We start from the raw sequence: 25,323 nt of genomic DNA, 5'->3' as shown, positions 1-25,323 counted from the left end.
GCACCGCGCGATCGGCCTCCTGGATCGCATCCATGGCCCTGCGTAACAGCTCAAGGCGGTCATGCCAAACGGCACGCAGCACGCACACGTCATACGGCACGCCACACGGCAGATGACAGATAAGACAGCGTCCTAGCGTGCATGCGGACTGCTTCCAGTCCGAAAGAACGAGGGAAGCCCCCTGCACAGGGTCCGGTAGAACGGGCGGTGTGCAGGGGGCTTTTTTAGTGTTAAATATAGCTCAGCCCGCCCGTATAAGGGAACGGGATAGGCAGCAGCTCCGAAAGGAGATCCCCGATGTCTTTGGGCAGCTGCAGATCGGAATGCTCATTAAAAATAAGGGCAAGGAACCCATCCATATTCAGTTCGGCGGAAACGGTATCGTCAAGCCAAATGATGGCACCGTCACCGCTTGTGCTTGGAGAGGACACGACAGACAAACGGTCGGCGTCCGGATGTCGGGTTCTCAGATAAGGCAGCAGCTGTTTCCATAGCCTGGCCGGGTCAATGATTTTGACCGTCCCTTTGTTGGGATGATGCTCACCGCCATAGCCGTAATCTTCGAGGAGCTTCGTCAGACTGGCTCGGTGTGCGCTTACAGAGACTTCAAGCGAGTTCAGGCGATACAGGTTCACGGCGTGGGCGCAGAGCTCGGCTATCGCCGCAGGATCGCCGGCCGCATCAATGACTTTCGGCACCGACTTGACGAGCGGGGCGGCAGGCACTCCGATGACGGCAAAAGCGGCGATGTCGCCGCCGGGCTGCTCGGCGATCAAAGTCCGGTGCACCAGCTTGTAACAGCTGGCGAGCGATTCCTTAGCAATCAGCAGCGACAGATCGTAGAGACTGAGCTCGTAACGGGCTTCTTCCTGAGCTGCGAGCGAGGCGATGGCAAAGCTGTCGCCGGCCTGCAGGCTTCGAATCCGAAAAGAGTCCGGATGCGTCATGGCAATCGCGGGCGTAATAACGTACCCGCGGGATTGTCCGAAGATCCGGCAACCGGCACGCAAATACAGAGAGCGTTCCCCGGAGACGAGCATCAGGGAGGCACCGGCGTCGTTGATATGGCTGATCGCACGTTCCAGCAGGCGGCTGGCGTATCCTTTGCCGCGGGCGTCCGGATGCGTACAAACGGATCCGAGCGAGTAGACGTTCAGCCGGGCGGGACCAATCCGGATGCAGCCGGGAACGATGCCCATAAAGGCAGCAAGCCGGCCACCCTCATAGACGCCAATTGATTCAGGAGCATCAGCAGCAAAAATATAAGGAAAAGCCTCTCCCATCGACTTCTGCTCGGCATCCCTGAACACCTTATCGGCAAGTCGCGCTGCTTCTTTCAAATCCTCCGTCCGCAGTGGCCGGATTTGCTCCATGTTAAGCATCCCCTTTATATGGTTTATGGCGTTAACCTTCCATCATTGCCCAATTTTACTGAAGCCGCCTTTCGGAAGTCAAGCAAAAGCAGGCAAACAGAAAATCAGAAGGATCAGTCCTAGCAAGTCAAAATCCAGCCAAAGCCATATTGGTGATCCGAATTCACAGGAAAAGAAATAATTTACTTTTCGGAAGGAATTACGGTAGTATAATTATACTAACTATATTTTATATAGTTAAAGATAGACGCTATTAACAATTAAATTCGTACATAGAGGAGACGATGCAAAATGAGTCACTTTGATGAACTGGTCAAATCCCGCAGGTCGGCCATGAAGTTCCAGACGGATGTTGAAATCAGCCAGAGCGAGCTGTCTGAGCTGTTCCGCATGGCGAGCTATGCCCCCTCCTGTTTTAATTTGCAGCATGCGCATTATGCAGCGGTTACCGATCCCGAGAACAAGCAGCTGCTAAAGGAAGCGGCTTTTGGCCAATACAAGGTTGGTACGGCTTCAGCAGTAATTGTTGTCCTTGGTGACTTGGACGCCTACAAGAAGGCCGATCAAATTTACGGCGGCATGCGCAGCCTCGGCATGTTGAACGGGGTAGAGTACGATATGCTGATCCAGAACGTCAATAATCTGTATGTCTCAAGAGGCAAGGAATTCTGCCATGATGAGGCGATCCGGAACGCTTCATTGTCCGCCATGCTGTTCATGCTGAATGCCAAAGACAAGGGCTGGGATACCTGCCCGATGATCGGGTTTGACCCGGAAACGGTCAGAAAAGTGCTGAACATTCCGGATCATCTGCTGCCCGTCATGATGATTGCGCTTGGCAAGGAAGATACGTCGCAGCAGCGTCCCCGCGGTTACCGCAAGCCCGTTGCCGAGTTTGTCACGTTCGGGAAATTTAACAGTTAATTTTGTATTTTCAGTATTGAAAAAAAGAACCGAAAGCCCATCCGCGTTGACGCAAGGCTTTCGGTTCTTTGTGCTGTCCGGGATCAGGCGTCCCTGGCTACCGCTGAAGCTGCCGGAGGACGGTAATTTCCACCCGCCGGTTCTTCTGGCGGCCTTCCTTGGTGGCGTTGTCCGCTGCCGGGTGTGTATCCCCGTAACCGGCGTACTGAAAGCTGTCCGGGTCAAGCTGCATGACATCCAGAAAATACCGCAGTACCGACAGGGCCCGCGCGCCGGAAAGCTCCCAATTGTCCTGATACTTGGACGTATGGACGATCGGCTGATTGTCGGTGTGCCCTTCGATGCTGATTTTCGTACCGAGATTTAGCTGGCTGAACAGACTGCCCAGCTTGGCGAGCATCTTCTCGGAGCCGGCTTTCAGGTCGGCTTTGCCCGTATCAAACAGAAACTGGTCGCTGAGCGTAATGGCAATTCCCTGCGGTTTGTCCGTGACAAAGATCTGATTTTCCAGATGGTTGTCTTTCACATACTGCTCGATCATGCTCATTAAATTGGCGAGCTGCTCTTCCTGTTTGCGGAAAGCCAGCTCGCGTTCGCTAAGCGGCTGTTCTCCGCTCTTCGGACCCTGGCTTTCGGCGGGTGCGGCCGAGCTTTTTGGATCGCTGCCCGGAGCGGGATGATCCGCTATATTCGGTTTTTCGGAACCGGTAAGCACATTGCTTCCGTCTAGCACCGAATTTCCGCCTCCTGAGCCGCTGTTGAAAGTAAGCTGCAGGGACTCCGTCACATTTTTATATTTTTCCGTATCGAGCCGGCTCATGGCATACATGATCACAAAAAAGATAAGCAGCAGCGTAATCAGATCGGCGTAGGTGATCATCCACCGGTCTTTGGATTCTGCGCCGCCCTTCTTGATTCTTTGGCCGCGCTGTCTCATATGGCTTCCTCGACTTTGGCGCGAGCGGCTTTAATTTCCTTCGGATCTGCGGAGGCGAAGGATTCCAGCTTTTTGCGGACCAGCAAAGGGTGATCCCCATTCTGCACCGAAAGAACGCCCAGAACGATCATTTCCATCCGCTGAATCTCTTCTTCGCTGCGGGACTTGATCTTGGATGCGATCGGGAGAAAAATCAGATTGGCGCTGGCTACCCCGTATAAGGTTGCCGTAAAAGCGAGCGCAATCGACGGCCCGAGATTGGTCGGTTCCTGCAAGCTGCCCAGCACATGAATCAGCCCCATGACGGTACCGATGATCCCCATGGTCGGCGCATAGCCGCCGGCCGCTTCGAACAGCTTGGCAAAGCCTTCCCAGCGGCTTTCGCGAGCATCGATTTCAAGCTCCATAATCTGCTTGACGAGCTGCTGGTCCGTTCCGTCCACGACGAGCTGGATGCCCTCTTTCAGAAAGGGCTCCTCATGCGCATCGCCCTTCCGCTCAAGGGCAAGCACGCCGTTTTTGCGGGCCGTCATGGCCATTTCCGCGATATCCTGAATCAAGGCTTCCGTATCCTGCCGGCGCGAGGTAAAGGCAAAGGAAATCGCCTGAGGCAGAGTCTTCAGCTTGGCCGGCGAAAAGCTGACCAGGACCGCTGCGATCGTTCCTCCGAATACAATCAGGGCTGAAGTCAGCTGCAAAAGACCGGCGACATGTCCGCCTTCCCATAAAAATCCCCCCACGACCGCGGCTATTCCCAGCAGAATGCCGATAATAGTAATCAAGTCCATTTTAAACAATCACTCCTTTACTAGATTAGACCGCTTGAAACCCCTTTTCCCTTTGACTTTCCGATTGCATCCATGCCGTGAAACAGTTATAATGAATGGGAACACGCATTCTTATATTATGCAATGTTTGGATACAGGAATGTATAAAGGTTTAAAGGATGAGGCGGATGCCTCTTTTTAATATCGGCAAGTAAAGTGTTGTCCCTAATACTTTACTTATTTTTGTCGCAAAAACGGTAAAACTTGTGAAAAAGAAAAGAAATTTCTTCCTTTTTGCCAAGAAAGTTTCATAGTTTTCATTTTAGATGATGAGGGTGATGTTGGACAATGAGCGATATTGTCGTCAGTGACCAAAAATTCGAGCTGGTTTCCGATTTTCAGCCGCAGGGAGACCAGCCCGAAGCCATTAAAGAGCTTGTGGAAGGCGTTAGACAGGGCAAGAAGCATCAGACGCTGCTCGGTGCAACGGGAACGGGCAAAACATTTACAATCGCTCAGACGATTGCCAAACTGAACCGTCCCACACTGGTCATTGCCCACAACAAAACGCTGGCGGCGCAGCTGGCCAGTGAATTTAAAGAGTTCTTCCCGAACAATTCGGTGGATTATTTTGTGAGCTACTATGATTACTATCAACCGGAAGCTTACATCCCGTCCTCCGATACGTATATCGAGAAGGATTCAAGCATCAACGAAGAGATCGACAAGCTCCGCCACTCGGCCACAAGCTCGCTGTTCGAACGCCGCGATGTCGTGATCGTAGCCAGCGTTTCCTGTATTTATGGTCTCGGTTCCCCGATCGAGTATGGAAATTTGCTGCTGTCCTTGCGCGTCGGGATGGAGAAGCCGCGGAACCAGATTCTTTCCCGTCTGGTCGACATTCAGTACCAGCGGAACGATATTAACTTCGTTCGCGGAACGTTCCGCGTCCGGGGCGACGTGATCGAAATTTTCCCGGCTTCCAATAGCGAACATGCGATCCGGGTCGAATTTTTCGGCGATGAAATCGAACGGATTACGGAAATCGATGTGCTGACCGGCGAAATCATCGGTGAGCGGGAACATGTGGCGATTTTTCCGGCTTCCCACTTTGTTACGCAGGAGGAGACGATGCGGCTTGCGCTCATCAATATCGAGCGGGAGCTGGAACAGCGGCTTGAGGAACTTCGCTCGCAGGGCAAGCTGCTGGAGGCGCAGCGTCTCGAGCAGCGCACGCGCTATGATATTGAAATGATGAAGGAAGTCGGCTTTTGCTCCGGCATCGAGAACTATTCCGGTCCTTTGACATTCCGGGAGCGCGGCGCCACGCCTTATACGCTGCTGGATTATTTTCCGGACGATATGCTTGTGGTGATCGACGAATCCCATGCGACACTGCCGCAGATCCGCGCGATGTACAATGGTGACCAGGCCCGCAAAACGGTGCTCGTGGAGCACGGCTTTCGCCTCCCCTCCGCGCTGGACAACAGACCGCTGAAGTTTGAGGAATTTGAATCCAAGGTGAACCAGGTCATCTATGTGTCGGCCACACCAGGCCCTTACGAGCTGGAGCATACTAACGAAATGGTTCAGCAAATCATCCGTCCTACCGGTCTTCTGGATCCGATTATCGAGGTTCGGCCGACGAAGGGACAGATCGACGATCTGATCGTGGAAATCCGCGACCGCATCGATAAGGATGAACGGGTTCTCGTAACGACGCTGACGAAGAAGATGGCCGAGGATCTGACCGATTACTTGAAGGAAATCGGCATTAAGGTCCGGTATATGCATTCCGATATCAAGACCCTGGAGAGAATGACCATTCTCCGGGATCTGCGGTTAGGGGCGTTTCATGTGCTTGTCGGCATCAACCTGCTGCGGGAAGGGCTGGACCTTCCCGAGGTTTCGCTGGTTGCGATCCTGGACGCCGACAAAGAGGGCTTCCTCCGGTCGGAGCGGTCGCTGATCCAGACCATCGGACGGGCGGCGCGGAACTCCGACGGCCGAGTGCTCATGTATGCGGACAACATCACGGAGTCGATGGATAAAGCTATCAAGGAGACCGAGCGCCGGCGCAGCATCCAGATGGCTTATAATGAGAAGTATGGCATTACGCCGCAGACGATCCGCAAGAAAGTGCGCGATGTGATAGAAGCGACTAAAGTGGCGGAGAGCAAGGGCGAATACCTGCCGGACGGGGCAGGCAAGAAGCTGTCGAAGCGGGACCGGGAATCGCTGATCAAACGGCTGGAGGCGGAGATGAAGGAAGCCGCCAAAAATCTGCAGTTCGAACGAGCCGCGGAGCTGCGCGATGCAATGCTGGAACTGAAAGCGGAATAAGGAGGATATTTGATACATGGCATTTGACAATATAGTCGTTAAAGGCGCAAGGGCGCACAATTTGAAAAATATCGACATCACGATTCCGCGCGACAAGTTGGTCGTCATTACAGGGCTCAGCGGTTCAGGCAAATCTTCACTCGCATTCGATACGATTTATGCGGAAGGCCAGCGCCGCTATGTGGAATCCTTGTCCGCTTATGCCCGCCAGTTCCTCGGCCAAATGGAGAAACCGGACGTTGATTCTATTGAAGGTTTGTCTCCGGCCATTTCGATCGACCAGAAGACAACGAGCCGCAACCCGCGCTCGACGGTAGGAACCGTGACGGAAATTTATGATTATCTGCGCCTGCTGTTTGCCCGGATCGGCAAGCCGCATTGTCCGGAGCACGGCGTCGAGATCACCTCGCAGACGGTTGAGCAGATGGTTGACCGCATTATGCAATATCCGGAGAAGACGCGCCTGCAGATTCTGGCGCCGGTCATTTCCGGCCGCAAGGGCGAGCACAAGAGCCTGTTTGCCGAAATCGGCAAGCAGGGCTTTGTGCGGGTTCGGGTTGACGGTGAAATTCGGGATCTGTCCGAAGACATTGAACTGGAGAAGAATAAGAAGCATACCATTGAAGTCGTCGTAGACCGGATCGTCATCAAGGAAGACGTGCAGTCCCGTCTGGCCGATTCCATCGAGACGGCGCTCAAGATGTCCGGCGGACAGCTGCTGGTCGACATTATGGGACAGGAAGAGCTTCGCTTCAGCTCCAACTACGCCTGCCCGATCTGCGGCTTCAGCATTGAAGAGCTTGCGCCGCGCATGTTCTCCTTCAACAGCCCCTTCGGCGCATGTCCGGATTGCGACGGACTTGGCGTGAAAATGGTGATCGACCCGGATCTGCTTATCCCCGACCAAGGCAAGAGCATTGAAGAAGGCGCTTTTGAAGCATGGGCCGGAGGCTATTCGAATTACTATCCGCAGTTTCTGAAATCGGTCGCGGAGCATTATGACATTCCCCAGGACGTTCCGGTATCGGAGCTCAGCAAGGAGCAGATGAAGGTGCTCCTCTACGGAACCGGAGAGACGAAGGTCCATTTCCGCTATCAGAATGATTTTGGACAAATGAAGGACGCCTATGTGCCCTTCGAAGGCATCGTGAACAATCTGGAGCGCCGATACCGCGAGACGGCATCCGACGGGATTCGCGAGCATATTGAAGGCTTTATGGCCGCGAAGCCTTGTGAGACATGCAAAGGCCACCGCCTGAAGAAGGAAGTGCTGGCCGTCACGGTGGGCGACGTGAATATTTCGCATGTCACCAATCTGTCCATTGGCGATGCGATGAACTTTTTTGACGGGCTGGAGCTGAATGAGAAGGATAAGGCCATTTCCAATCTGATCCTTAAGGAAATAGGCAGCCGCCTGGGCTTTCTGGTCAATGTCGGCCTCGACTATTTGACCATGAGCCGCTCTGCGGGAACGCTGTCCGGCGGGGAGGCGCAGCGGATCAGGCTGGCTACCCAAATCGGCTCGCAGTTGATGGGCGTGCTCTATATTCTGGACGAGCCCAGCATCGGACTGCACCAGCGCGATAACGACAAGCTGATTGCGACGCTCGGCCAAATGCGGGACCTCGGAAATACGCTGATCGTCGTCGAGCATGATGAAGACACGATGCTGGCCTCCGATTATATTATCGATATCGGACCGGGAGCCGGCATTCATGGCGGTCAGGTCATTTCCCAAGGTACGCCGCAGGAAGTGATGAACGACCCGAAATCGCTGACTGGACAATACCTGAGCGGCAAGAAATTTATTCCGGTGAATCCGGAGCGCCGCAAAACCGATAACCGCTGGCTTGAAATCCGCGGTGCGAAGGAGAACAACCTGAAGAACATCAACGTGAAGTTCCCGATCGGCGTCTTTACATCCGTGACCGGCGTTTCCGGTTCAGGCAAATCGACGCTCGTGAACGAAATTCTGTACAAGACGCTCGCCCGGGATCTGAACAAAGCCAAAGTCCGGCCAGGGCAGTACCGCGAAATCCGCGGACTGGAGCATGTCGAGAAAGTGGTCGACATCGACCAGTCGCCAATCGGCCGTACGCCGCGCTCGAACCCGGCGACCTATACCGGCGTGTTCGATGATATCCGCGATCTGTTCTCGCAGACGAACGAAGCGAAGGTTCGCGGCTACAAGAAAGGCCGGTTCAGCTTCAACATCAAGGGCGGCCGCTGCGAGGCCTGCAACGGGGACGGCATCATCAAGATCGAGATGCACTTTTTGCCCGACATCTACGTGCCTTGCGAAGTTTGCAAAGGCAAACGGTACAACCGGGAAACGCTGGAAGTGAAGTACAAAGCCCACAGCATTTCTGATGTACTGGAGATGACCATCGAGAATGCGACCGACTTTTTCCAGAACATTCCTAAGATTCACCGCAAGCTGCAAACGCTGCTGGATGTTGGTCTCGGATACGTGAAGCTCGGGCAGCCTGCGACCACCCTGTCGGGCGGTGAAGCGCAGCGCGTGAAGCTCGCCTCCGAGCTGTACCGGCGCAGTACAGGCAAGACGATCTATATTTTGGATGAGCCGACAACCGGGCTGCATGTGGACGATATCGACCGTTTGCTCATGGTGCTGCAGCGTCTGGTCGATTCCGGCGAGACGGTGATCGTGATCGAGCATAACCTTGACGTCATCAAGACATCGGATTACATCATTGACCTGGGGCCGGAAGGCGGCAGCGGGGGCGGAACGATTATCGCCACAGGCACGCCGGAACAAATCGTGCAGGTGGAAGAGTCCTACACCGGACGTTACCTGAAGCCGATTCTGGAGCGGGATACGAAGCGCAGTGCCGTGCTGCTGCAGATGCAAAGTTAAGAGCCGGTATTAGACCGAGCAGCTTTGTGAGGAAGCTGGAGTACGAGGATAGAACAACAATAAATAGAGCAGCGGATGAGAATAGTCTGCTGCTCTTATTTTTCCAGTTCTAACCTCTGCTTCTATCCGGAATAATCGTCTCATCTTTTCTACTAATAGTTGAAGTCCTCTGATAGAGGACGAAAATATTACTGCATTGAGCGATAAAGATTGAATAGGATAATCCGTCAATTGTTCAGTTTCAGAAACTGTGTTAAATTGGAAACTACTAGAGAGATTACTAGGCAGAGATAAACGGCGGATTTAGAAGTCACAGTAGGGGAAGGGTTGAGTCATGAATTTTAAGGGGAAAATCAGTACGGCCGCTTTGCTGCTTGCAACCGTCATGCTTGCGGACAGCCATCTGGAAGCAGGGGCACAGGCCGTGGCCGAACAAGCGATAACGACTCAGAAGAAAGGCGTCACCACGGTACAAGTCGCAGCAAAGACAAGCATGAAGGCTTCGAAGGCGCAGGCCGTGAAAACAGCAGCGGCAAGCGATCTCATTCCCGCAATTATCAAGCGGGTATCTCCGTCGGTCGTCGGAATTATAGGCGAAGCGGCATCAGGCGATTACAGAGACGGCAGCAGCAATGGCAGCGGCGACAACAGCGCTTCTTCAGACAAAGGAATGTACGATTTGGCGCATGGCACCGGTGTCATTATCAAGTCAGACGGATGGATCATTACGAATGCTCATGTGATCAATGGAATCGATAACGCAACGGTTGTCACTTCATCAGGCAAAGAATATACCATCGAGGAATCATACATAGATGAAGTAAGCGATCTGGCTCTTATCCGCATTAATGCGACAGGGCTTAAGCCGGCGAAGCTGGCGCCAGATTCCAGGGTGACACAGGTAGGGGACAAAGTCATTGCTCTCGGCACACCTGTATCGTTCTCCCTGCGGGGGTCCGCAACGGAAGGGATTGTAAGCGGGCTGAACCGTGCCATCAATGTGTCCTATCGCCTGATTCAGACGGATGCGGCCATCAACCCGGGCAACAGCGGCGGACCGCTGCTGAATATGCAGGGTGAAGTCATCGGAATCAATTCGATGAAATACGAAGCGGTTGGCGTGGAAAATATGGGCTTCTCCATCCCTGCGGACACCGTACGTTACGTGATCCATCAGCTGTTTCAGTATGGAGAAGTTTTGCGGCCTTCGCTTGGCCTGGAGCTTGAAGAAGGCTGGTCCGCCGAAATCGGTCTGCCGAGCAACGATCCGCTGACGGTGATTAGCGTGAACTCTGCTGCAGCCAAAGCGGCTGGCATCCAGGAGGGCGATGTCATCTACAAATTGAACAACACGCCCCTGTCCTCCTTGGTCGACCTTAATGAGATGCTCAAAAAGTTTAAACCGGGCCAGACGGTAACGCTGTGGATGCAGTCCAAAGGCGATATAGTCAAACACAGCCTGGTGCTGACAACGGACAGAAGCAGTGAGAGTGATAGCGGCGATAACTAGGGTCAGGAACCGTTTTTGACTAGGAATCACGATAAAGGGAAAAAAGGATGGACATATATGACCATAAAAAATAAAACAACGGCCCTGCTCGTGGCAGCCATGCTTCTGGCGGGCATCTCACCTTCTGCAGCAGACACGGCCTTGGCCGCCGCCAATGAAGGCGGTGCGCTTACGGGCATCAAGGCGGACACTGGCACAGGTTCCGCCGAAAGTAAAGAAGTGATTCAGAAGGAACTGCGGCTGAAGACAGGAAGCAGATCCGCTGTGATCAACGGCAAGGCGGAGAGCATTTTGAGATCTCCGTTTATCTCGGGTGGAACGATCATGGTTCCGCTGGGCGTATTCAGAACCGCATTCGGCGCTGAAACCCGTCTGGAGGACGGCGATGTGGTCAAGATGGCGCTCGGCAATCGTGCCGTTACCTTGACGATCGGCAGTCCGATCATTTGGACCAAAACCGCGAAAATCAAAGCGGCTGCTCCTCCGGTTATGGTAAACGGAGTTCTAATGGTGCCTTTGCGTCCGGTAGCGGAAGGACTCGGGGCCACCCTTTCGGCGGCGAATGGGGAAATCATCGTCAAGCTGACTGTAGATAAGAAGAATTCCGGAGACGACAGTGAACCGGGCAGTGAAGAGACCGACAAAGCCAGGGTTGGCAGCAGCTATTACGGCTGGAGCATCAACAACCCCGGAGAGATGCTGCCAGACGGCGGGGATGATGGCAGTTATGTTTCCTTTAGTGATACGGAAGGCAACTATTATCTGGAAATTCATGTGCAGACAGGGCAGCCTGAACAGGATGCCGAATCGCTGCTTGACAATCTGATCGAAGAGGCCAAAGCCAATCAGGAAACGGTACTTCATGAAGAAACGGCAGAGGCCGGGAAAGTGCCTTATGGACGCGTGATTTCCAGCGATGAAGACGGAATAATGTGGGAAACGAGAGCTTATTATGCCGACCATAAAATTTATTTCGTCTATTTCTCGCTTGTGGATGCTTATACGTATCAGGATTTTGATGCGTACGCCGGTTTATTGAATTCCTTCCAGCCTTCTTTTGACAAGGATGACAACACGCTTGAGGATCTCTCTTTTGCCCCAGACGGCTCCCAAGACGCCTACAGCTACGATTATGGCATATCCTTAACCATCCCGGCAGGATGGGAAGAAGGAGCTAACGGAACGGACTTCATCGGTCCGGACGGTTCAAGCGTACATTTCAGTATTTCCACGAACCCGTCCGGCGTGACCCTGGAGAGCTGGACCGCACAGCTCAAGGCAAAATGGGACAAGCTTTACATCGCTTCCGCTCACCGGCTTGGTGCAGTTTCCGAGGTGGAACTGTCCGGTGAACAAGCATCCCTGCTCAAATCAGAGATCAACAACGGCAGCGGCTGGAGATCGGTCTATCAGGTGCTGCTGCTGAAGGACGGATACCGTTATGTGATGGAATACACGTCAGCGCCTAAAGTCGCTGATCCGGCATCCGGCCAGGATACAGAAAGCGCTGAAGACCCTGTCCTGCGCATGCTGCTGGATTCGGTGGAAATTCCGTTCGACCAGGTCAAGGAATCCTTCGGCAAGCTGGAAGACCGGACGATGGAAACCGATCTTTCCAAGACGGTTACGAAGACGTCCACAACGTATGGTTTCACCATTCAAATTCCGCGGTACTGGACTCCGGAACTGGATCAGTTCGAGGAATCATCTGTGCAGTACAACCTGCCGGGCGGCAGCTTCAAGCTGGCGACGGTGCAAAGCGACGAACCGGAGCTGTACATCGGCCAGCTGCGCAACGCTTACACGGCAGCGGCTGCCGGCAGCAGCGATTTCACGCTGAAAGGTGTGGAAAATGCGCAATTTGCCGGTATTCCGGCAACGATCTTTTCCATTGGGCAAAAGCTGGATGGCGTACCGCTGAGCAAACGGGTCATCGCCTTCAGCCACAAAGGCATCTTTTATAAGCTGACCTTCACGCTGAACGACGCCAATGCCACAGAAGAGCAGAAAGCGGCGATGAGCAAGGTGGAGAAGTCGTTTGCGTTTTTGAAGCAGGATTGATTAGCCCAAGGATGAGTTAGACAAAAAAGTTGAGGAAGGCTTGGGCAAGAAGGTTGAAGTTTCCGCTGACCAGGCCAATCAACCGATCACAATTTCGACCGCAGGTCTCCCAGAAGGAGACTACTTCTTAATGGCCTTGTACGGTCATAGTGTATTCATTCACCTAGTTAAATAATTTTTTAAAACTATCCGGAATCATCAAAACCCCTTCAACGACCGTGCTGTAATTCTGGCGAAAAGGCCTGTGTTGCAGTTACGGTTCAGAAGGGGGTTTGCTTATAAGGGGAGATAAAAAAGCGCGTCCCAAAAGCTACGGCTTATGGGATAGAGGGGTTGGACGGTAATCAGCCCGTCAACGTGTCAACTCCACTGGTGTTAAGCATTCGGTAGTTACGATTGACACACCAGAAACCCCCACTTCAACCGAAGCGTTAGCGGAGGTAAGTGGCGGGAGTATTCATGATACAATGTTGTAGTCTATATACAGGCAAGTGAGATGCAAGATGCAGGAGGACCGTCAAGCCATGAAACCATGTCCGTTTATTGCCGTGGAAGGACCGATCGGGGCCGGAAAAACAACGCTGGCGACCATGCTGGCCCAGGAGCTGAATTTCCCGCTGCTTAAGGAAATCGTGGAAGAGAACCCGTTTCTGGACAAGTTCTACCAAAATATTGAGGAGTGGAGCTTTCAGCTGGAAATGTTTTTTCTGTGTAACCGGTACAAGCAGCTGGAGGATACGGCGCTCCAGTATATCGCAAATAATCAGCCGGTCATTTCCGATTATCATATTTACAAAAATCTGATCTTTGCCAAGCGTACGCTAAAGGGCGTCAAGCTGGAGAAATACCGCCAGATTTATCATCTGCTCACAGAGGACTTGCCGAAGCCAAACATCATCATCTACATCAAGGCGGACCTGGATACCCTTCTGGCTAGAATTGAAAAACGCGGCCGGACCTTTGAACAGGCGATGGATCCTGGCTATTTGCAGCAGCTGATAGAGGATTATGAAGAGGCGTTTGCTTATCTAGCCGTTAACGAGCCGTCTAGGGCAATCGTAACAATTGACGGGAATGAAACAGATTTTGTGCAGCGGCCGGACGAGTTTGCGCCTATTGTTGCCCAGATAAAGGAGCTTTTGACTCATGAATGATTTCAATATACCAAGCGACGCGATCATCACCGTGGCCGGAACCGTGGGCGTCGGCAAATCGACTTTGACGACCGCGCTGGCTAAACGGCTGGGCTTTAAGACGTCGATGGAGAAGGTCGAGCAGAACCCGTATTTGGAGAAGTTTTACCACGATTTCGAAAGATGGAGCTTTCATCTGCAAATTTATTTTCTGGCTGAGCGGTTTAAGGAGCAGAAGGCTATTTTTGAAGCGGGCGGAGGGTTTGTACAGGACCGTTCGATCTATGAAGATACCGGTATTTTTGCCAAAATGCATGCCGACCAAGGCACCATGTCAAAAATCGACTACGAAACGTACACCAGTCTGTTCGAGGCGATGGTGATGACGCCGTATTTTCCGCATCCCGACGTTTTGATTTATCTGGAAGGCGAGCTGCCGTCCATTCTGAACCGTATCAAGCTGCGCGGCAGGGAGATGGAAATTCAGACCGATCGCTCCTATTGGGAGCATATGCACGAAAGATATGCAGCCTGGATCAATGAATTCAAAGCATGCCCTGTCCTCAGGCTGAACATAGAGGAATATGACGCAACCGACCCGGCCTCGCTGGATGAGATTATCCGGCAGGCGGGCCGGATCATCCAACAAAACCGAGCAGAAAAGCAGCAACCTCCCAGTAGTATGGAAAACGCCCAATAGTTTCAGTTCACCGCGAAATCCAATCGCGGGTGAGCTGCCAAATGGCGCAAGTCCCGGACTTGCGCTTTTCTCAAACTATAAGAAAGTATAAGCGAGCCCTATACTTTTTTATAGATCTCGCAGAAACGGATGCCGTCTTTTAAAGGACGGCTTTTCCGTTTCTACTTGTGGAGCGAAAGGTTCGGCATACGGCTAAGGTTGCTCCCTGATTTTTTTAGTAGACAATGCCTGGAAGAAGTAGAGTGCAGCCTAAATGTCTGTTAGAATATATAAGTTAACGGTTATTAAAATTTTTAGAATATGAAAATGAAGCGTAGAACCAATTGTTCTGACACTCATTTTACAATATACCGGCTCTGCCGGTCCGGGAGGATATACCATACATGAGCAAGGCAATACAAAGGCAAGATGTGGAGCTGCTGGCGCCGGCGGGCGATTGGGACTGCATGCGGGCGGCTGTGGCGAACGGGGCGGACGCGATCTTTTTCGGAGTGGAGAAGTTCAACGCGCGGGCGCGGGCCAACAATTTCCGGATGGACGAACTGCCGGAGATTATGGCTTTTCTGCACAGTTATGGGGTTAAGGGATTTTTGACGTTCAACATTCTCGTGTTTGAAGACGAGCTCGAGGACGCGAAGGAACTGATGGACGCTTGCATTGACGCGGGTGTGGATGCGGTGATTGTTCAGGACCTGGGCCTTGTCAAAATGATCCGCGAAATTTCCCCGGACTTTCCGATTCACGGTTCGACGCAGATGACGATTACTTCTCCTGAGGCGGTCGAATTTACGAAGCCTTGGGGCATGGAACGCGTCGTGCTCGGACGGGAAAACAATTTGAAGCAGATCAAAATGATCGGCGATCAGGCCAAGCTGCCGATGGAGGTATTTGTCCATGGTGCGCTGTGCGTGTCCTACTCCGGTCAGTGCCTGACGTCGGAGATGTGGGGCGGACGCTCGGCGAACCGCGGCGAATGCGCGCAGGCTTGCCGCCTGCCATACGATCTGATGGTGGACGGGGAGCAGAAGCCGATGGGCGATGTGGCTTACCTGCTGTCGCCGAAGGATCTTGCGGCGATCGACATGATGCCCGAGCTGATTGAAGCGGGCGTGACGTCCTTCAAAATCGAAGGGCGGCTGAAGAGCCCGGAATACGTGGCCAATGTGGTCAGCAAATACAGCAAGGCGATCGACCGCTATTTCGAAGGCAACCACGAGCGGCCGTCGAAGGATGAAATCCGCGAGCTGCAGCAAAGTTTCTCCCGCGGCTTTACGCACGGCTTCCTGGAAGGAACGAACAACAAGAAGCTGGTCGAAGGGACGTTCCCGAAGAGCCGCGGCGTTTATTTGGGCCGGGTCGAGCAGATTCTGCGCGACGGCGTGGTCTGCAGGCTCGAAGCGCCTCTGAAGCGCGGAGACGGGATTGTGTTCGACGCCGGCGACCCGACGAAGAAGGAAGAGGGCGGCCGCGTCTACGACCTGCGGCGCAAGGGCGTGAAGCTGGAGGGAGAGGCCGGCGAAGGCTGGATCGTCGACATTGTAGCGGGGCGCAATGACGTTGATTTGCGCCGCGTGCATGTAGGCGACCGGATCTGGAAGACGAGCGATCCGGCGCTCGACAAGCGGCTGCGCCAGACGTACGAGACCGAGAAGCCGTACCGGGTATTCCCGGTACATGTGCGCGCGGTCGGGAATCCGGGCCAGCCGCTGATCACCTTCTGGACGGATGTCCAGAGGGGCACCACGGTGCGCGTGGACTCCGAGCTCCCGCTAGACATCGCGCGCAAGCGCCCGATGGATCACGCGCTGCTCGAGGAGCAGTTCGGCCGCCTGGGCGGCACGATCTTCCAGCTCGAGCAGCTGGAAGCGGAGCTGCACGGCGACGTGATCGTGCCGATGCGCGAGCTGAACAGCATCCGCCGCCGCGCGGTGGAGCTGCTTGCGGGCGAGCGCCCGAAGCCTCCCGTTTACGTGAAACGGGAGGCTCAGGTCTACGGCGACGCGGCTGTGCCCGCGACGCCGGTACCCCTGGGCGGTGCGAAGCTCACCGCCCTGTGCCGCAGCCTGGACCAGGTGCTGGCTGCGGTGAAGACGGACGTCGGCCTCATCTACGCCGACTTCGAATTCATCAAGCAGTTCCCGGCAGCGGTTGAAGCCGTTCATGCCGCCGGCAAGCAGATCGCGCTCGCTACGCCGCGCATCCATATGCCGGGCGAGAACGGCTACCATAACAACATCCTGCGTCTTAAGCCCGACGCCGTTCTGGTGCGCAACACCGGCGCGCTCTACTACTATCTCCGCCACCGGCTGGAGAATCCACTCGCCCACCAGCCCAAGCTCATTGGCGATTTCTCGTTGAACATCGCCAACCACAAAGCGGTCGAGCTGTTCCTGGAAGCGGGCTGCGACGTTGTAACGCCGTCCTACGACCTCAACATCCAGCAGATGGTCGATCTGCTGGGCCAAAGCCGGACGGCCCAAATGGAGATCGTCATCCATCAGCATCTGCCGATGTTCCATACCGAGCACTGCGTGTACTGCACCTTCCTGAGCGAAGGCACCGACTACACGAACTGCGGCCGTCCTTGCGAGCAGCACCGCGCCTCGCTGCAGGACCGCATCGGCATGTCCCACCCGGTCCGCGTCGACGAAGGCTGCCACAACACGGTCTACAACGCGATCGAGCAGTCCGGCGCGGAATACCTGACGAACTTCATGGAGCTTGGCGTACCCAGCTACCGGGTCGAGTTCCTCGAAGAGACGCCGGAGCAAGTGTTCGAGGTCATCGACCTCTACACCCGCGCCCTGCGCGGCGAGATCAGCGGCACCCAGGTATGGCGTACGCTGAAAGCGACCAACCAGCTCGGCGTCACGCGCGGGCAGCTGGTGAAATAAGGTAAATGTAAAAGCCTTTAATCTACAAGGAGCCCCTCGAATCGTTGGAGTGTACCCCCTATAATGGATCTGGAAAGGGCCGCTTGGTAATCCGATGCATTATAGGGGCATTTTTTATGTTCTGATGATGTATCAAAGTTTTTGTTTTTGTATATACATATGTATATACCCCTAATAGAAAGAGTGATATAATTGGAACATCAAACAAGCAAGGGGCTGATTCATGTGGTGGCAGCTGCCAAACCAATTGCAAAAGGTGCCATTCGGACATGGGGAAACAGTCTAGCGATTCGAATTCCATCCGAAGTTATCAAAATGACGGGCTTAGGAGACGGGGTTGAGCTAGGGTTCTATCTTTCGAGCAAGGGAGAAATTGTTCTGCGCCGGGCGTACCCGGAAGCTGATGATCAAGAAGGTCTTCGTTCGTTGTTTCTTTCGCTGCGCGGCTCATCAAAACCTAATGTTCGAAGTCATGAAGAAGAATTATATGAGCCCATGGGGGATGAAACGATTTAATGTCGATCACTGGAGATGTAGTTCGCGGGAGCCTGATCTGGCTGAATCTTTATCCCAAAGCAGGTCATGAACAGGCAGGATATCGCCCTGCTATCGTCGTATCAGACGGACTTATCGACCCCACTATATCGGACCTGGCTTTTATTGTTCCGGTGACCAATCAGGTGAAGGGGTATGCTTTTGAAGTGCCGGTTCCGCAAGGGATCGCAATTGATGGCGCTTTAGTTCATACCGATTATATTGAACTAGGTGGCGCCGCTTTAACCGACCATGCCAAGTCGTTAGATTTAAGCGCCAGAAATGCAACGGTTATTGGTCAGATTGATCCGGATTCCCCGTTTTATAAACAAGTTGTTTCCTACGTTCGTTCTATTCTTGCTTAATATAACAAAGCCCCTGGCGATTAGCGGTTTTGACCATCGAATCCCTAGGCGGTCATCTAAATCATACAAAAGGCGGCCTTCCTCCAAGAAAGGCCGCCTTTTCTGCATTCTATTTAACCGTCTGCGCCAACTGCGAAATCCGATCCTTCTGCGACGGGTCCGCGGCAATCAGCTTGTCGTAGACAGCCTGATCATTGCCTCCGCTCTTCTGCAGGGCCGCCAGGTACCATGCGGCAATTTCACGGTTGTTCGCATCGTTGTAATCATCGCTCAGGCCCTGTTTCAGGGTAGCCGCCCCTTCCGCAGCCTGCCCTGAAATGAACTGCATCCGTCCGGCATTCAAAGCAATCGTCGGCGTGACCGAGAACGGACGCCCTTGCATCTGACCCGGAGGAAGCGTCGCCAGGTGGGCGACACCCTTGACCACATGGTCATATGCTTCAAGCCCTGTTTTGAAATACGATTGCTCTTTGGCCGTATCGCCCTGTCCCAAAGCCTGATAGCCGAGCTCATACGATTGCGTGATCAACTTTTCATACCAATCAATATCCCAGGCAAACTTGCCTGAATTGTCCGCCAGCACCTGATAGGCTTGGTCGGGTTGGTTGTTCAGACCATAACCGGCAATCAGCTGGTACAGCAGACGTTTATTGTGAGAATCTTTTTCCAACGCTTTAGTCAGGAGGTCATAAGACTCGTTGTAGAACTGCTCCTGCTTGGTTTGCTTAAATACAGCCTGATCCAGAGAAGCGGCATACAGCACCGCATCCGGATGGCTGGAGCGTATGCTGAGCGCTTTTTTCAGAGGAGCCATAATTTCCTCATAGTTGTTGCTGGTTTTTACTAAGGCTTGTCCCTTTTGAACATCATTTGCCGCAACAATGTAGCGGGCTCCGACAATAACCAGAACGATAGCCGCAAGTCCGAGTACTACGGTAAAAGCAGGGCGCATGAACTCCTGGCTCAGTTTTATTTTTCCTAACGGCTTGTTGTCCATTCCCGCTGCCATGCCGCCAAGTCCAATAAACACCAGTATACCGATAAAAATATAGCTTAAATTAAAGTCCATCGTACTGTGCAGCAGAATCGACAGAACCAGAATGAAATAGATGAAATAAGCATTGCGGTGCTCTTCATCCCCACGGATAAACCCGCGAATATATTTGTAGAAAATATAAATGATAAACGCCATAAACACCAGAAATCCGAGAATCCCAACCTCAACCAGGTACTGCATAAAGAAGCTGTGTGCCTGACGGCTCGTATAGGGGTTGTTTTGATATTGCTCATAGAGCGAAGCCCATGCGCCGCCGCCTGCGCCTATAATCGGGTAATCCTTGACGACCTTTAAAGCATCCTTGTAAAAGGTTAGCCGCTCCAGCACACTATGCTGCTGCAGGTTAATCGTTTCAAGACGTTCGCCAATATTGCCCGGCAAAATGTAACGCGCGCTTGTACTGATCAATATAACAGCTATAATGGCTACCCCAACGACAGAGCCTATCGGAAGCCAGAGGCTTGCAGTTTTACGATCTGACCAGCCCTTCAGCTTGTTCTCGAGCCATGGGGCAACATAGCGCTGAATCAGCCATACGAGCAAAGTCGTTACAATCGATGCGGCCAGAACATAAATCCAGCCTTTCGCTGGAGGTTCCGTATTCGTCCCCTGGTAAAAAGATTGCCCCAAATCCGTAACCGGTTTGGAGATCAGCAGCGTGGCAACCCCGGAGATGATGGAATATACAATCCACAGCAGTTGTTTGGCCGGCTTCAGGAACAAGAGCAGCACGATAAACACCACAGGCAGGAAGACAAGTCCCCCACGGGACAAAGTCAGCAGAACCGAAATGACAATCGGTACGAGCATGAAAGCGTGAATAGCTTGAACATAGCCCTTCTTTGACCGGGTAATGCAGAAAATCGCGATAAAGAAGAAAGCCATCAGAAAAGCTGCATATGTATTCGGATATTGAAAAACAGACGTAAGCCGCGGACCATTCGCATCAATCCACACAGCCTGTGTATATTTTCCGTTTGCCACCGTCTTCGAGAACCAGCCCACCAGCCCGGCCATCAGTTTGATTTGCCCCAGCCAGTTGAACAGCCCGAACAGTACGATGATATACGCTACCGTGATGATCGATGTCTCGATAATCCGGTTTGCTTGCTTGTCCCGCAGCAAGTGGACGGAAAGGATAAACAAAAAAGCGTACATGCATTGAATCAAAACCATATTCACCGCAAGATATACCGACGCCGCCGAGATAAGAGATAAGAGATAAGTAAGCGGCAGCAGCAGGACGAATAAGGTAAGACCGTCTTTCTGATCCTCCAGCTTAAAAGACCTGAAATAGGCTATCAACCCAACTACCAGCAGTACACATGATACAATCACCGCCCAATAAAGCGGCTTCTCAAAAGATAGCATCTGCCCATTGAACAGCCCCGCCTGGAACGGCGACCACACCAGAAAAGCGATAAATCCAACGATCAACAGCCAAATAATAGCAGGCTTTTTGCCATAGTTCCTCGACGTATGGTTCTTTTTCCCGTATACTGGATTCGACAACGTTTTAATCTCCTTTTCTTGTAGATACGACAATATATTAACATAATACAAGAAAATTGAACAAAATGATTGAATATTATACCAGAGAGATTATGATTTTTTTCTTTCTATGGAACACTAAGGAGTAGTTTTGAAATGAAATTTTGGAAGCGGATTGTTTTGATTTCAGTCGGATTGTTGGCGATGATGGGATCGTTTGTTATATTCAATTATTACGATCAAGATAACTCAAAGGTACAATTGAGCTTTGAAATAATGGGACCTGTATCAGATGATTACCAACTATTTTTTATTACTAATGATCAAAACTGGAAAGAAGAAAATTCCATACACAAAAGCTATGATACACCGGGTAAATGGAAGGAAATTCAATTTGATTTACCCAAGGATACAACACGGGTTCGAATAGACTTGGGAATGCAAACTATGAAAATTAGTATGAAAAATTTGGCAGCAGAAGCTATAGTTAAAGAAAAAATTGACTTAAATCTGCATAATACGAATCTTAATCAATTGGTTGAAGAGAGTCATTCTGATTATGAATGGATCTTCTTATCAAAAGGGAAAGATCCGTATATTGATTTTGAGTTCAGTTCCATACGTAATAGTATCTTACATGGAATTAACTATCTAAATATTGTGAAAAATGTATTCTTAAGTGTATTAACTGGAATAGTCGTTAGTATAATTTTAAGATATTTGAGAACAAGTTTAGTATTTGGTATTCAGGTAGCTAGGGACAAAAAATTGATTTTTAGTTTAGCTAAAAATGATTTTAGGACGAAGTACGCATCTTCTTATTTAGGAGTAGTTTGGGGCTTTATAACCCCGCTTTTAACAATCGTTACTTACTGGTTTGTCTTTCAAGTTGGTTTACGAAGTGGAAATGTTGCCAATGTTCCATTTATTTTGTGGTTTATTGCCGGAATCATTCCATGGTTTTTTTTCTCGGATGCATTTTCTGGGGCAACAAATGCGCTTACTGAGTACAGTTACTTAGTAAAAAAAGTTGTATTCAGGATTGAACTTTTACCATCAGTTAAGATCGTCTCCGCATTATTTGTTCAATTCTTTTTTATCGGATTTATATTTATAGTTTATGCTTTTTATGGATACTACCCGAAATTATACAGCTTTCAATTGTTGTATTATTTATTTTGTATGATCATTCTTGTGTTTGCATTATCTTTCTTGACTTCTTCAATAGTCTTGTTTTTTAAAGATTTAAACCAAATTATAGGTATTGTATTGCAAATAGGGTTTTGGTTTACACCTATAGGTTGGCCGGTAACGATGCTTCCTAATTTCTGGGCAAATATATTTAAGCTTAACCCTATGTTTTATATTGTACAGGGATTTAGGGATACCCTTATTGACGACATTCTGTTTTATCAGAGGCCATATCAAACACTATATTTCTGGGTTCTATGTTTTGGAATATTAACATTAGGAGTAATTACCTTTAAAAAATTAAAACCACACTTTTCTGATGTGCTCTAGGAGTGGAGTCGCGTGAATCCTATGATTGAGATTCGTCAAGTTGTTAAAACTTATAAGCTTTATAATAAACCGACTGATCGGTTGAAGGAGTCTTTATCCCTAACGAAAAAGAAGTATCATCAAGAATTCAGTGCTTTAAGTGGAGTGTCTTTTACTGTTCAACAAGGGGATGCTTTAGGTATTTTAGGGAAAAATGGTTCTGGAAAATCCACATTATTAAAGATCATTACAGGAGTTCTCTCACCAACCAGTGGAAATATATTAGTAAACGGAAAAATATCGGCTATTTTGGAACTTGGTGCGGGGTTTAACCCTGATTATACAGGAAGAGAGAACATTTATTTAAATGGACTTATGATGGGTTATACTAGGGAGCAAATGGATGAAAAAATTAATTCTATAATTGAGTTTGCAGATATTGGTTCCTTTATAGAGCAGCCTGTGAAGGTATATTCCAGCGGTATGTTTGCCAGACTGGCCTTTGCTGTTTCAATTAATGTTGATCCAGACATTCTTATTGTGGACGAGGCACTGGCAGTTGGGGATATCCGGTTTCAGACTAAGTGCATTGAAAAAATGAAAGAGTTAAAAGCTAAAGGGACGACCATATTATTTGTTTCCCATGCGACTGAACAAGTAAAGAGATTTTGTAATAAGGCGGTTTGGATAAAAGAAGGGAAAATAGAGGCTATAGGTGAATCAAGTGAGATAGTAGACCTTTATGAGGACTTTATGAAGAATAATACCGAGCATGTTACTCCTTCCCCCCCACAAATAAAGGATATAAATGAGGACTCAATTCAACTAGATGCAGACTTTGTGCTGCCTGATAATCCTGATATTCTTGCTAGTCTTACTGGTATTAATATGAATCGGAATGAATTCAAATCTTTCGATCAGCTAGAAGTTGAAATTGAGTATGAGATTTATGAAGAAGCAATTGATAACTTGCTGATTGGAGTTGCTTTATATACCCCAAAAAGAGAGTATATCTTTGGTCCTAACACCTTTTTGGAAAAAGTAGAGATTCCTAATAAGCTGGGAAGACACAAAATTAAATATGTTATTCCTCAACTTCCTTTGCTAGGAGGAACCTTTTGTATTGATGCAGGGATATTTAATAACGAAGGCTTGGTTTGTTTAAATTATAAAGAAGATGCGGCCCGGTTCACGGTTACGAACAAATATTTTTCTGAGGGACTGATATATTTGAATCATAGATGGGAAGTGATTAAATGACCCAGATTTCTTTTGATCAATATCAGAGATATAACAATGTTGCGAACATAGTAAATCGTTTACGAGAAAACAATGAGACTTTTCGTATTCTGGAAGTAGGAGCTAATGAACACCAAAATTTAGAGTCATTTTTGCCGAAAGACACAATTTATTATTTGGATATTGAATTACCGGAACAACTTCTTAATAATTCAAAATATATTTTGGGTGATGCGACAGAAATGACATTTCCGGATAACTCGTTTGATGTGGTTGTGGCCCTGGATGTATTTGAACACATCATTCCGTCAAAAAGGGACAAATTTATTGATGAGTTATACCGGGTTAGCTCGCAATTTTTTGTTGTTACAGCGCCATTTCATTCTCCCAAAGTGGTAGAGGCTGAGAAAAGAGTTAACAATATTTTTAAATCGTTTTTCAACAAAGACTATATTTGGCTTGAAGAGCATATTTTGAATGGCTTACCCAAGCAGGACAAATTAGAGCATTTTCTAAACTCTAAAGGTATTCCTTACCACGTGTTGAGTCACGGGAATATAGATATCTGGGAGAAAATCATGGGAATCCACTTTGTTACTGTTTCTAACCCAACTTTGTTGACGTATCGTCAGGAAATTGATGAGTATTATAACAACTATTTATTTGAGTATGATTTTTCTAATGAATCCTACAGGAAAATATTTATTATAGGAAAAGGTAGAGATATTGATATCACTCAAGATGACCATCCAAATGAAATTCCTCAGGATAAATTAAGTAAGCTAAATGAATTGGAAGATATGTTCTATAGACTTGCCTCGTTGTTAAATCCAAGAACAGAGGTAATTCAACAAAAAGTTTTCGAAGAGAATATGATGGTTCAGGACCGTATTCAGGTTTTTGTCAATGATGGACTCGGCTTTAATGAAGAAGAAAGCTATATATTGGACATAAATAAAGAACAACTACTGAGCCACTTTTCCGTGGAGGTTAATCCTAATCATAGTCCTGTAACTTCAATAAGAATTGATCCTTCGAATTATCCGGGCGGATTTAGTATTAAAAATGTGAAAATATTCGATGCCGAGGGTAACTCGATATCTCAATATAAAGTATCTGGAAACTTCAGTTTCTCTTATTTGGATTTATTTATTTATGAAAAAGAGGATCCCATGCTAATTCTAGATTTTGATTCTGAAATTAAAGTGAAAAGTTTAGAACTTGATATTCTTCGTGTTTCTAGCGATTTTCGATTACTCGGTCAGGAATTCAAAAATATAATATTTAGTCAGGAAGAACAGAACAACCAAACGTCTGCAGAAAATAAAAAGCTGAAGCATTTGTTAAGTGAACTTACAGCAGAAAAGAATGAAGTACTAATGTCACTTCAGCAGACTAAGAATGAGGTAAATCAGCAGCGTACTGAAATAGTAGGATTAGCTAAAAAGCTCAAGGCTACGGAGAATACAAATGCACTTGAAATTAGAGAGATCAATGAACAACTCATTTTGAAACAAAAGGAGCTAGATAATATTTATAATTCGAGTTCTTGGAAGTTTCTTGAACGATTAAGAAAATTTTTCGTTAGCGGTAGGCGTTAAGTAAAGCATTATTATA

Annotated in this window: 17 protein-coding genes; 13 read left to right on the top strand and 4 right to left on the bottom strand. The window is 49.7% G+C overall.

Annotated elements, in window-relative coordinates; translation table 11 throughout:
* Window positions 1–230: 230 nt before the first annotated feature.
* The gene (locus K7397_RS00195) at window positions 231–1,373 is read right to left on the bottom strand and encodes a GNAT family N-acetyltransferase (RefSeq protein WP_223065918.1); all 1,143 of its coding nucleotides are present in this window, start codon (window positions 1,371–1,373) and stop codon (window positions 231–233) included.
* Between the two features lie 291 nt (window positions 1,374–1,664).
* On the opposite strand from K7397_RS00195, the gene K7397_RS00190 reads away from it, so the two are divergent.
* Window positions 1,665–2,297 carry a nitroreductase family protein gene (locus K7397_RS00190; RefSeq protein WP_223065917.1) on the top strand — a complete coding sequence of 211 codons (633 nt, stop codon included), beginning with the start codon at window positions 1,665–1,667 and terminating at the stop codon, window positions 2,295–2,297.
* 97 nt (window positions 2,298–2,394) lie between these two features.
* Here K7397_RS00190 and K7397_RS00185 read toward each other — a convergent pair whose 3' ends face one another.
* The gene (locus K7397_RS00185; protein ID WP_223065916.1) at window positions 2,395–3,234 is read right to left on the bottom strand and encodes an OmpA/MotB family protein; all 840 of its coding nucleotides are present in this window, start codon (window positions 3,232–3,234) and stop codon (window positions 2,395–2,397) included.
* A complete protein-coding gene (locus tag K7397_RS00180; protein WP_223065915.1) occupies window positions 3,231–4,022 on the bottom strand; it encodes a flagellar motor protein in 792 nt (263 codons plus the stop codon). The genes K7397_RS00185 and K7397_RS00180 overlap by 4 nt, the downstream gene beginning before the upstream one ends.
* Before the next feature lie 327 nt (window positions 4,023–4,349).
* Between K7397_RS00180 and uvrB the strand changes: the two genes are divergently transcribed.
* From uvrB to K7397_RS00135, 9 genes are all read left to right on the top strand, one after another.
* Window positions 4,350–6,344, top strand: a complete 1,995-nt coding sequence (gene uvrB, locus K7397_RS00175) for an excinuclease ABC subunit UvrB (RefSeq protein ID WP_223065914.1) — start codon at window positions 4,350–4,352, stop codon at window positions 6,342–6,344.
* Window positions 6,345–6,360: 16 nt separating this feature from the next.
* Window positions 6,361–9,222, top strand: a complete 2,862-nt coding sequence (gene uvrA / locus K7397_RS00170; protein WP_223065913.1) for an excinuclease ABC subunit UvrA — start codon at window positions 6,361–6,363, stop codon at window positions 9,220–9,222.
* Window positions 9,223–9,556: 334 nt separating this feature from the next.
* The gene (locus tag K7397_RS00165) at window positions 9,557–10,732 is read left to right on the top strand and encodes a S1C family serine protease (protein WP_223065912.1); all 1,176 of its coding nucleotides are present in this window, start codon (window positions 9,557–9,559) and stop codon (window positions 10,730–10,732) included.
* 57 nt (window positions 10,733–10,789) lie between these two features.
* Complete coding sequence (locus tag K7397_RS00160) at window positions 10,790–12,793, top strand: stalk domain-containing protein (protein ID WP_223065911.1); 2,004 nt, start codon at window positions 10,790–10,792, stop codon at window positions 12,791–12,793.
* Window positions 12,794–13,317: 524 nt separating this feature from the next.
* The gene (locus K7397_RS00155; RefSeq protein WP_223065910.1) at window positions 13,318–13,947 is read left to right on the top strand and encodes a deoxynucleoside kinase; all 630 of its coding nucleotides are present in this window, start codon (window positions 13,318–13,320) and stop codon (window positions 13,945–13,947) included.
* Entirely contained in the window at window positions 13,940–14,626 is a 687-nt protein-coding gene (locus K7397_RS00150) for a deoxynucleoside kinase (RefSeq protein ID WP_223065909.1), read from the top strand. The genes K7397_RS00155 and K7397_RS00150 overlap by 8 nt, the downstream gene beginning before the upstream one ends.
* A 383-nt stretch (window positions 14,627–15,009) precedes the next feature.
* A complete protein-coding gene (locus K7397_RS00145; protein ID WP_223065908.1) occupies window positions 15,010–17,520 on the top strand; it encodes a U32 family peptidase in 2,511 nt (836 codons plus the stop codon).
* A 192-nt stretch (window positions 17,521–17,712) separates the two neighbouring features.
* Window positions 17,713–18,036 carry an AbrB/MazE/SpoVT family DNA-binding domain-containing protein gene (locus K7397_RS00140; protein ID WP_223065907.1) on the top strand — a complete coding sequence of 108 codons (324 nt, stop codon included), beginning with the start codon at window positions 17,713–17,715 and terminating at the stop codon, window positions 18,034–18,036.
* Window positions 18,036–18,419, top strand: coding sequence for a type II toxin-antitoxin system PemK/MazF family toxin (locus K7397_RS00135; protein ID WP_223065906.1), 384 nt, complete (start codon window positions 18,036–18,038; stop codon window positions 18,417–18,419). The genes K7397_RS00140 and K7397_RS00135 overlap by 1 nt, the downstream gene beginning before the upstream one ends.
* A 109-nt stretch (window positions 18,420–18,528) precedes the next feature.
* On the opposite strand, the gene K7397_RS00130 is transcribed toward K7397_RS00135, so the two are convergent.
* Window positions 18,529–20,988, bottom strand: a complete 2,460-nt coding sequence (locus K7397_RS00130) for an O-antigen ligase family protein (RefSeq protein ID WP_223065905.1) — start codon at window positions 20,986–20,988, stop codon at window positions 18,529–18,531.
* A 135-nt stretch (window positions 20,989–21,123) separates the two neighbouring features.
* Between K7397_RS00130 and K7397_RS00125 the strand changes: the two genes are divergently transcribed.
* The 3 genes from K7397_RS00125 to K7397_RS00115 are packed head-to-tail and all read left to right on the top strand — an operon-like array spanning window position 21,124 to window position 25,307.
* The gene (locus tag K7397_RS00125; RefSeq protein ID WP_223065904.1) at window positions 21,124–22,488 is read left to right on the top strand and encodes an ABC transporter permease; all 1,365 of its coding nucleotides are present in this window, start codon (window positions 21,124–21,126) and stop codon (window positions 22,486–22,488) included.
* 21 nt (window positions 22,489–22,509) lie between these two features.
* Window positions 22,510–23,727, top strand: a complete 1,218-nt coding sequence (locus K7397_RS00120) for an ABC transporter ATP-binding protein (RefSeq protein WP_223066113.1) — start codon at window positions 22,510–22,512, stop codon at window positions 23,725–23,727.
* A complete protein-coding gene (locus tag K7397_RS00115) occupies window positions 23,724–25,307 on the top strand; it encodes a class I SAM-dependent methyltransferase (RefSeq protein WP_223065903.1) in 1,584 nt (527 codons plus the stop codon). Before K7397_RS00120 ends, K7397_RS00115 begins: the two co-directional genes overlap by 4 nt.
* Window positions 25,308–25,323 lie beyond the last annotated feature (16 nt).

Source organism: Paenibacillus caui, assembly GCF_019904135.1.
In the GTDB taxonomy this organism is placed as follows: Bacteria; Bacillota; Bacilli; order Paenibacillales; family Paenibacillaceae; genus Fontibacillus; species Fontibacillus caui.
The sequence above is the reverse complement of the archived record's forward strand: the minus strand, read 5'-3'. Positions and strand labels throughout refer to the sequence as shown.

Bases quoted from the DNA above. Each gene is read 5' to 3' on its own strand.
- K7397_RS00195 (WP_223065918.1), bottom strand. From the start codon at position 1,373: ATGGAGCAAATCCGGCCACTGCGGACGGAGGATTTGAAAGAAGCAGCG.
- K7397_RS00190 (WP_223065917.1), top strand. From the start codon at position 1,665: ATGAGTCACTTTGATGAACTGGTCAAATCCCGCAGGTCGGCCATGAAG.
- K7397_RS00185 (WP_223065916.1), bottom strand. From the start codon at position 3,234: ATGAGACAGCGCGGCCAAAGAATCAAGAAGGGCGGCGCAGAATCCAAA.
- K7397_RS00180 (WP_223065915.1), bottom strand. From the start codon at position 4,022: ATGGACTTGATTACTATTATCGGCATTCTGCTGGGAATAGCCGCGGTC.
- uvrB (WP_223065914.1), top strand. From the start codon at position 4,350: ATGAGCGATATTGTCGTCAGTGACCAAAAATTCGAGCTGGTTTCCGAT.
- uvrA (WP_223065913.1), top strand. From the start codon at position 6,361: ATGGCATTTGACAATATAGTCGTTAAAGGCGCAAGGGCGCACAATTTG.
- K7397_RS00165 (WP_223065912.1), top strand. From the start codon at position 9,557: ATGAATTTTAAGGGGAAAATCAGTACGGCCGCTTTGCTGCTTGCAACC.
- K7397_RS00160 (WP_223065911.1), top strand. From the start codon at position 10,790: ATGACCATAAAAAATAAAACAACGGCCCTGCTCGTGGCAGCCATGCTT.
- K7397_RS00155 (WP_223065910.1), top strand. From the start codon at position 13,318: ATGAAACCATGTCCGTTTATTGCCGTGGAAGGACCGATCGGGGCCGGA.
- K7397_RS00150 (WP_223065909.1), top strand. From the start codon at position 13,940: ATGAATGATTTCAATATACCAAGCGACGCGATCATCACCGTGGCCGGA.
- K7397_RS00145 (WP_223065908.1), top strand. From the start codon at position 15,010: ATGAGCAAGGCAATACAAAGGCAAGATGTGGAGCTGCTGGCGCCGGCG.
- K7397_RS00135 (WP_223065906.1), top strand. From the start codon at position 18,036: ATGTCGATCACTGGAGATGTAGTTCGCGGGAGCCTGATCTGGCTGAAT.
- K7397_RS00125 (WP_223065904.1), top strand. From the start codon at position 21,124: ATGAAATTTTGGAAGCGGATTGTTTTGATTTCAGTCGGATTGTTGGCG.
- K7397_RS00120 (WP_223066113.1), top strand. From the start codon at position 22,510: ATGATTGAGATTCGTCAAGTTGTTAAAACTTATAAGCTTTATAATAAA.
- K7397_RS00115 (WP_223065903.1), top strand. From the start codon at position 23,724: ATGACCCAGATTTCTTTTGATCAATATCAGAGATATAACAATGTTGCG.